5 protein-coding genes are annotated in these 8,558 nt (G+C 55.8%); all 5 read left to right on the forward strand.

Features of this window, described 5'->3' with window-relative positions:
• The first annotated feature begins 47 nt into the window (after positions 1 to 47).
• The 5 genes from Q4D85_RS04230 (at position 48) to Q4D85_RS04250 (ending at position 8,136) form a co-directional block, all read left to right on the forward strand.
• Positions 48 to 1,448 (forward strand): DNA polymerase IV, encoded by a 1,401-nt coding sequence (locus tag Q4D85_RS04230; protein WP_303198433.1) that lies wholly within the window; start codon positions 48 to 50, stop codon positions 1,446 to 1,448.
• Positions 1,449 to 1,507: 59 nt separating this feature from the next.
• Entirely contained in the window at positions 1,508 to 2,623 is a 1,116-nt protein-coding gene (locus Q4D85_RS04235; RefSeq protein WP_303198434.1) for an AAA family ATPase, read from the forward strand.
• Positions 2,610 to 5,903, forward strand: a complete 3,294-nt coding sequence (locus Q4D85_RS04240) for a DUF5682 family protein (protein ID WP_303198435.1) — start codon at positions 2,610 to 2,612, stop codon at positions 5,901 to 5,903. The genes Q4D85_RS04235 and Q4D85_RS04240 overlap by 14 nt, the downstream gene beginning before the upstream one ends.
• Complete coding sequence (locus Q4D85_RS04245; RefSeq protein WP_303198437.1) at positions 5,900 to 7,375, forward strand: hypothetical protein; 1,476 nt, start codon at positions 5,900 to 5,902, stop codon at positions 7,373 to 7,375. Before Q4D85_RS04240 ends, Q4D85_RS04245 begins: the two co-directional genes overlap by 4 nt.
• A gap of 563 nt (positions 7,376 to 7,938) precedes the next feature.
• The gene (locus Q4D85_RS04250) at positions 7,939 to 8,136 is read left to right on the forward strand and encodes a hypothetical protein (protein WP_303198439.1); all 198 of its coding nucleotides are present in this window, start codon (positions 7,939 to 7,941) and stop codon (positions 8,134 to 8,136) included.
• Positions 8,137 to 8,558: the final 422 nt, after the last annotated feature.

Here is an 8,558-nt window from a genome sequence, read left to right on the forward strand (position 1 = left end):
CGGTTTCCATAGGTATCCGCCGCTTGTCTCTTGCTACCCTTAAACCTATGCAACGGTGGGTGTTACATATCGACATGGACGCGTTTTTCGCATCCGTCGAACAACTCACCAGACCCACTCTCCGGGGTCGACCCGTGCTGGTAGGCGGCACCTCCGGGCGCGGCGTGGTCGCCGGTGCAAGCTATGAAGCCCGCGCTCTCGGGGCACGGTCGGCGATGCCGATGCACCAAGCCCGTGCCCTGGTCGGGTTTCGCGGAATTAGTGTCCGCCCCAGGCACAAGCTGTACTCGACGGTGTCGCGCCGGGTTTTTCAGTTGGTGGCGGCGCGCGCCGGGGTGATTGAGCAGATCAGCATCGACGAGGCGTTTATGGAACCGCCTGCCTTGGTGGGGGCTTCGCCGGATGAGGTGCGTCAGTGGGCAAATGAGCTGCGTGAGGCGATTAGGGAGGAGACGGGGTTGCCGTCGTCAATAGGTGCTGGGGCGGGCAAACAAGCGGCGAAGATCGGCTCGGGCATGGCGAAACCCGACGGTACGTTCGTGATTTCGCGCGCGGAAGAATCGGAGATTTTGGGGCCGCTGCCGGTGCGGAAGTTGTGGGGGATCGGGCCGGTTGCGGAGGTGAAATTGCAGCGAATGGGGGTGAGCACCATCGCGGATTTTGCCGCGCTGCCGCCGAAGGAAGTGGAAATCAGTCTGGGTAAGGCGGTTGGTTTGTCGCTGTGGAATATTGCGCGCGGCAATGACACCGCCCCGGTGACACCCCGTGCGGAGGCGAAGTCGATCGGCGCGGAGTATACCTATCCGAAGGATCTCATAACCCGCACCGAGTTAGATGCCGCTGTTGATCGGGCGTTTACGGCCGCTTTTCGACGCCTTATGTCCGATGGGCGTGGGGCCCGCACTGTAAATGTCAAGCTGAAATTGGCGGATTTTCATATCGAATCCAGGTCACAATCCGTGCTGTATGCCACCGACGACGAATCGCAATTGCGCAGCATGGTCGATCTTCTAGTGCGGTACCCGGACGAAGTAGGGCCGATCCGCCTGGTGGGGGTGTCGTTTTCCAATCTGGAAAAGCCCAGCCAAGAAATGCTGTTTCCGGAACTGCAATTCGTCAAACCCACCACAACCGTGGAATCGGATTGGGAATCCGGCGTGCGGGGCGACAACAACCACGAAACCGCCATCGATCTACCCGAGGAAACTGAACGTTCAGGGGAACCCGCGGTGGCGTGGTTTCCCACCCAGGATGTGTTCCACCCCGAATATGGGCACGGCTGGATTCAAGGGGTGGGACATGGGATCGTGACTGTTCGGTTTGAAACCCGCACCACAACACATAGCTTTACCAAAACATTTCCCGTGCTTGATGAGCAATTGCAGGCGGGTGATCCGCTTGACAGCTTGGATTGGGGCGAGTGGATTACGCGGCAAGAAGCCGAGTAACCACAAAAGGGGGAGAAACACCCCTGCCATGTTAGGGGCGAAAACTACAATCATTCGCTATGGAAAATCTCAATATCCAGATGCTGGTGCCGGAAGATGAATTCGCAGAACAAATCGAGTTTTTACGGCGGTGGGATGATGGGCCGAAACCTCCCGGGTGGCAGCTCACCCCACAAGCTGTTGTGGCGTTTATCTGCGGTGCCGCTGGATTGCGGTTAGCCGATAACACCCGCATGGATATTCCGCCGAAATTCATCGGTGACAAGGCATTGGTGGAGCGGTGCGTGGTTACCCTGGCAGGTGCCAGAGGGCTGCTACTAGTTGGCGAACCGGGTACTGCTAAATCCATGCTGTCGGAATTGTTGGCGGCGGCGATTAGTGGAACCTCCGCGCTGACGGTGCAGGGCAGCGCAGGTACCACTGAAGATCAACTTCGATATGGCTGGAATTACGGCCTGTTGCTTGCTGAGGGACCAAGCGTTAACGCATTGGTGCCGTCACCGGTTCTCACCGCGATGACCAGCGGAAAAGTGGCTCGGATCGAAGAAATTACTCGGTGCCAGCCGGAGATTCAAGACAGCCTGGTGCCGGTATTGTCCGAGCGTCGAATAGCAATTCCCGAATTAGGCGACTACAGCGTCGCCGCCCGGGAAGGCTTTTGCGTTATCGCAACCGCGAACCTGCGAGATCGCGGCGTGTCAGAGATGTCGGCGGCACTGAAACGCCGTTTCAATTTCGAACACATCGACCCGATTGCGGACAAAGCTGCCGAGATCGCATTGGTAAAAAGCCGCACGCAACGGGCCATAGCGGATGCCCATGCCATCGTCGACGTGGACGACTTAGTGGTGGAAACGTTGGTCACAATTTTTAAAGACTTACGAACGGGCATCACGTCAGAGGGGTGGAGCGTCGCCCAACCATCGACCGTCATGTCGACGGCGGAGGCGGTTGCCATCTCAACCTCCATTAGCCTGGCATCGGCGTATTTCCCGGATTCCGGTACCCAATTGGGGTTGATTCCGGGGCATATCCTCGGCGCGGTGCGTAAAGACGACGAAAAGGACAGCGAACGGATCGTTGCCTACTTCGATAAAGCCGTGCAGCGTCGGGCGAAGGCTAACCCCAATTCGCCGTGGGCTACTATCTGGGAACACCGCGATGACATCAGTTAAACCTTATGATCTCGAAGCGGCATTGGAGCAGCTTGGGCACCACGAGAATATTTTCGGCATCCGGCATCATTCGCCAGCATGCGCCCGCATGGTGGTGGAGGCCGCCGAAGAACTGAACCCCGAAGCAATCGCGGTGGAATTGCCTGCTGACCTCCACGGTTGCCTCACGTGGCTAGCGCATGACGAAACCACGGCGCCGATCGCCATTGCTGCGGCAGTGACGGGGGACCCGCACTCGGGGTGCTTGTACCCGTTTGCGGATTTTTCGCCCGAGCTTGCGATCATACGGTGGGCACATAAACGAAACATTCCAGTACACGCCATTGATTTGCCAGTTGGTGCGCCGAAACATCCATGTGTCGGTGAGGACGAAACTGAAGTCCAGCAACACCAAGAACACATAGCTGAGGTTATCAGCCAGGAAAGCTGGGATACACAGGTAGAAACCGCCGTGGTGGGGCAGGCGTGGCATAATATCCAAACCGCAGCATTGGCGGTGGGCGCTGCAACTAGGTTTCTGCAACCGCCAGATCCTCACACATTAAGGCGGGAAAAATTTATGCGCCAGGCGCTTAAAAAGCTGCCTGGCGTCACACTGGTAGTGGTTGGATCATATCACTGTTTAGGGTTGCTCGATAACAGCGCTGACGATACCACCCCCGATCTAGAAACCGACTGGTCACCGGTTACTGCCTCGGTTGTTCCGTATTCTTTCGCCCAACTTGATTCCCGCTCCGGCTACGCGGCTGGGATTCGGGATCCGTGGTGGCAACAAGCGGTTTTAGGAAAAACCCGCGCCGAAGTGGTGGATGTTGTTCAGGGGGTGATGGTATCCGTCACCCGCGCACTTCGGAAACACGGACACCCGGCTGGAACCGGGGAAACCATGGAAGCAGCCCGCGTTGCATTAGACTTGGCCAGCTTGCGGAAGCTGCCGAGCGTGGGGCGTCGTGAAGCAATCGAAGCTGTGACCACCGTATTTGCCCACGGCGAAATCTTGGGTCGGGGCCGTGCGGTTGCCCAAGCGCTCCAAGAGGTGTTGGTAGGCGATAAAAGGGGCGCGGTTGCGCCAGCGGCACCACACCCGGCACTGGTTGTCGAGGTCAAACGCCAATTGGCTTCCGTGAAACTGCCGTCGGAAATCAAAGAACCGTCAAAAACGCTTAGGGTCGATCCGTTCAGCGGCCACACCGCGCTGAAACGACACGTGTTGTTCAAACAGCTTGAGGTTTTGGGTATTCCGTACACAACCGACAAAACCGAAGGCACCCAACGCGGATTGAAAGCGCAAGGGTACACGATTACTTGTACGTGGAGTCCCGGTGCGGAGACTGCGACCAATCTTGCCGCAGCGCACGGTGTTACCGTGGAGCAAGCCGTGGCCCATATTCTATTGGTGACATTGAATGAGCCTGATGTGCCACTGGACACGTTGCTGACAACATTGGGGGTTGCCATTGGCTGCGGAATTGACCAGGTGGTCAACCATGTTGTGCAAGAACTAACCCGAAATTGGCTCAATTCCCTCAGCCTGCATCAGGCCATTACGGTTGCCGAGACTCTCTCAGGGGTAGTGTCTGCCACGGACGCTGGTGCCCTGTTACTGGCAGACGACACTAAAAACCGGTGTGTTAGCCTTGCCGACGAATTAGCGCCGATCATTATTTCCAGCGTTAATGGCATCGCCGGTTCCACTGATCCCCACGATGCCAGGGCATTAGGGCACTTGATGTCGTTTGGCACCGAATACGCGGGCCTGCTTAAACACACCTTGCGCCGGTTGAAAACGCATGGCAGTACGCTTATGCAAGGTGCCGCCTACGCGCTTGCCCCGAACGACGATACGAAAGCGTTAGTGGGATCGTGGACCGACCAGGCGTCGAAACCATACTTGGTGGGATTCCTATCCGCATTGGGGCCAGCCTGGCCGGATTCGTATTTGCTTGACGAGTTTATCGACAACATTGAAACCATCGCGGACAGCGCATTCATAAATATGCTGCCAAGTTTCAGATCCACGTTTGATCTCACATCAGCGGGGGAACGCGAAGCGTTTCTGGATCGGCTCTACGAACGCATTGGGCACATCGATACGACACTTGATCCGCAGCGTGCCGTAGAGTTTGCCACGGAAGATGCCCGCGCCCGGGAAGTTCTTGACGCCTTAGGGTTGATGGATCTTTCCTTCGATCCAGCTACCCGGTGGCGATTAATCCTCGGTGCCCAGCCGGATCAACTAACCGGTACAGCGCAGAAAATGGCGACGGCCTTGGATGAACTCTATGGTTTTAGCCCACACGGGGACGCATCACCCGGTGATGGCCGAATAACTGCTGGGCATAAGCCTGGCACTATCTCCGCCCGGGTATGGAAAGACGATATCGAGTCGCTGTTTGGGTACCAAGGAGTCCAAGAAATATTCGGTGACGCATTGGAGGCTGGGCGCGGTGATGTGGCGGCCGCACTTGAACCAGATTCGGTCACACCAAGTGTGGATTCGTTGAAGACCATTTTGAATTTGAAAGGTGCATTACCAGAAGCGCGGTTAGCGAAACTGCGCCCCATAGTCGCTCGCATCGTATCGGAGTTGAGTAAACAGCTCGCCACCACGGTCCGCCCCGCACTAACGCAATTGACCAACGTGAAAACGTCGACGAAGAAATCCGCCAGGCTAGCGTTGGCTGCGACGATTCGGGCGAATCTCACAAACGTCGTGGAACACGATAATCGGCGCACAATCGTCCCGGTCAATCCGAGGTTTTACCAGACGCAGACAAAATTTTCGCCGTGGCACATTATCGTCGTTGTGGATGTTTCCGGGTCGATGGAAGCTTCCACCATCTATGCCTCCATGACCGCAGCGATTCTTACGCAAATCCGCACACTAAAGGTACATTTCGTCACTTTCGACACGCAGGTTATCGATTTAAGCGACCACGTCGAAGACCCCTTGTCGTTGTTATTGGAAATCTCCGTCGGCGGCGGAACCAATATTGCCAAGGGATTGATGTATGCCGAAACGCTTATTGAAAATCCCACCCGAACCGCAGTCATTCTCATTACAGACTTTGAAGAATACGGTTCGATCAATCGACTAGTTGATACCGTTCGGCGGCTTCACGACGACGGGGTGAAACTGTTAGGCTGCGCCGCCCTCGACGATTCCGGTGTCGCTACTTACGACGAAGCAGTGGCTCGACAGGTAGCCAGCGCCGGAATGCGGGTCGCCCAAGTGACCCCATTGGAGCTGGCTAGGTGGGTAACGGGGGTGCTGGCGTGACCTACCAATTACCAGCGCAGCTAATCCATGACATCATCAGTGACCTACCCACTCGGCTCAAGAAACGCGCCGATGCACTCACGCAGGATGCCCAAACGTGGACGATTAGCGATGCGCCCCTAACGATCACGATTGGTACAAATACCGTCACCTTTAGTGAAAACGAATTAGCCTGCGACTGTTTGCTGTCACCTAAATGTGCCCACTGCGGGGCCGTGGCGCTTGCCGCCGAAGTCGCTGACGACACCCCAATCGCGGCAACCACACCCGACAGCAAGCCACAGGAAGAAACCGTCCCGGCTTTATCGACATCCGAACAGCAAGCGGCGTTGCGTACAGCAAGTGATCTTATCCAACCAGTGTTAACGGAATTGATAACCTACGGATTGCCCGCGCTTAGTCCGCTCAGTTACGCGCAGCTGGTTGCCGCTGTTCACCATGCGCGCACCCATAAGCTTTATCGCTTGGAACGCGCCCTGACAGCCGTGGTTACGGTTCGCAACAGGATCCGTGGCGGTAACCAGCGCACCGGGCCACGTCGACAAGCGATCACCCAGGCATTCGGAAACCTCCTGCAAATCGCCCACCTTATTTCCCACCAACCCGACAACCCGGCCACCATCGGTGTGGCACGGCGCAGCTACACCGAACTAACCCCAGGGCGCGACGACGGAACCTTCACCCCAATCTTCGCCGAGCCCGTTGTCACCGACTCTGGCTTTGCCGGCGTAGTGGTGACCTTGGCCGATAAAACCGGGAAGCTATATACAGTGGGCAAAACCCCGCCAGGGACTCTCAACGATGTTGCCAAAGTATGGCACGGTCCCGTCCGGCTCGGCGACATCAACACCAGTTTCACCGAGCTATCCACCCGAACAGTCATCATTTCCGGCGGGTCTGCGAGCACGGACGGCCGCATCGGATCAGGCAAAAACATTCGCGCTGCCCAAGGCCGGGCTGTTACTTGTGGCGACGTCGCAACCATACCCGGCGTCGACACCGTCACTGGCGCTCCTAGTTACGCGGATCTCGCCAAAATCTCATTCGGTCCCGGTTCCGACTACTTTTTTAGTCGCACCGCCACTCAGTGCGGGGTGGCGGGACTGGTGGCGGATGTCCTTGACGCCGAAACCATCACGCTGATCGTCCACGACCGGCTAATCAAAGCCGTGTGGATCGGCGATACCCGGCTTATTCCGGGCCTTGACCGGCGCGGTGCCGACATCGCAGTCGTTAGCCCCAACAAAGAATTGGGCTATATCGATCCCAGCCCCACAACCGTGGTCTATTCGTGGTTACAGCGCATCGCGCTTCAAGGCCAGTCCGGTGTACATCATGAGCAGTTGAAAACCGATCGGGCCCAGCTGCGTGCGATGAATGCGCCCACCGGGGCGGAGTTGCTGGAACGAATTGCCACCCACTACACGATCCCACACATCACAGCCTTGGCATTTTACTGCCTAGGCAATTAACCCCAAAAGGATCATAATGCGGCCGATTTCTATCACGGAATATACCGAAAAGTTTATTCAGGGATAGTTAGTAGAAGACGATTTTTGATGATGGTGATTGTTTGGATTGCTTTAGTTAGGGGGAGTCGGTTGGAGCGGACGTGCAATAAATCTCTCCTGCTTGATCGGTGAGTATTTGCGGGTTGAAGCCGGTTTTCTTGTGCTTCTCGCTGCAAAACTGCGGGTGAGTTTTCGGTTCTTAGCATTCCGCCAGTGTGCCGTCGAGAACATAATGTCGGTGTCAGTCGCCTTCTTGTGGTGTTAGTGATGTGAAAGTATTCCATCGAATGCGTCAAAGGAACGGCTAATAGCCCTTGATATGGTTGGTTGGGAGATCTTAAACATCATCGAAAGTATCTGTTGGCGGATGTGAAGTGTCCAAGGTTTTGTTCTGTTTGGGTAGATGGGAAAATCTGGAGTAGATGTGAGAAATTTGATCAGGATGTTCAAGGATCGTGTGGTCCGTCTTGTTGAGGATCGGATTCTGGCTGAAGATCTGCCCGTTGCAGGTAGTGTGTGAATGTGTGGCGCTAAAAGCTTGGTGTGTCGTGGTATACGGCACGCCCAATGGGTCCAGTAAGCAAGGCGTGGATGGCGCGAGAATCATTCATCGTGATGAGGCTGATGTGATCGCCGAAAATGCACGGTTGCGTCGTGAAAACCAGAAGTTACGGGATATTAATGAGCAGTTCAAAGGCTGCGTCGGCTTTTTTCGCATCTAGACTCGACCCGCAACGAAAGGAAGTGATCAGGTTTATCGACCACTACCGTGATCGTTTCTGACGTTGAGTTCATCTGCCAGACGTTGAATAGTCACCGTGTTGGTGGGTTTATTACCTCTCGTGGTTACCGTCAGTCTAAGGCTTTAGGGGATAAGTGTTCGCGTAAGTTTGTGACAGAAACATTGATAGAGCTGATCCGACGTATCCATAAGGAAAATTACTGAAGTCTACGGTGTCCGCAAAATGCGGCATGCTGTTCCGGACGAGCTTTGCGTCGTGCTGGGGTGACTAGTGGCCGTGAACAAACAGCACGTGTGATGCACCTGGCGGGTGTGTGGTAAAAGCAAAGGTAAAGCCCCGATCACCACTGTTGCGAACGAGTAATTCGTAGCGGTGTGGTAATGATCGTGTAGCGCCAGAGT

Source organism: Corynebacterium sp. (assembly GCF_030532965.1).
Classification (GTDB): Bacteria; Actinomycetota; Actinomycetes; order Mycobacteriales; family Mycobacteriaceae; genus Corynebacterium.

What these genes read in the sequence shown, in the direction of transcription:
- Q4D85_RS04235 (WP_303198434.1), top strand. Translation starts at nt 1,508, where the DNA reads ATGGAAAATCTCAATATCCAGATGCTGGTGCCGGAAGATGAATTCGCA.
- Q4D85_RS04230 (WP_303198433.1), top strand. Translation starts at nt 48, where the DNA reads ATGCAACGGTGGGTGTTACATATCGACATGGACGCGTTTTTCGCATCC.
- Q4D85_RS04240 (WP_303198435.1), top strand. Translation starts at nt 2,610, where the DNA reads ATGACATCAGTTAAACCTTATGATCTCGAAGCGGCATTGGAGCAGCTT.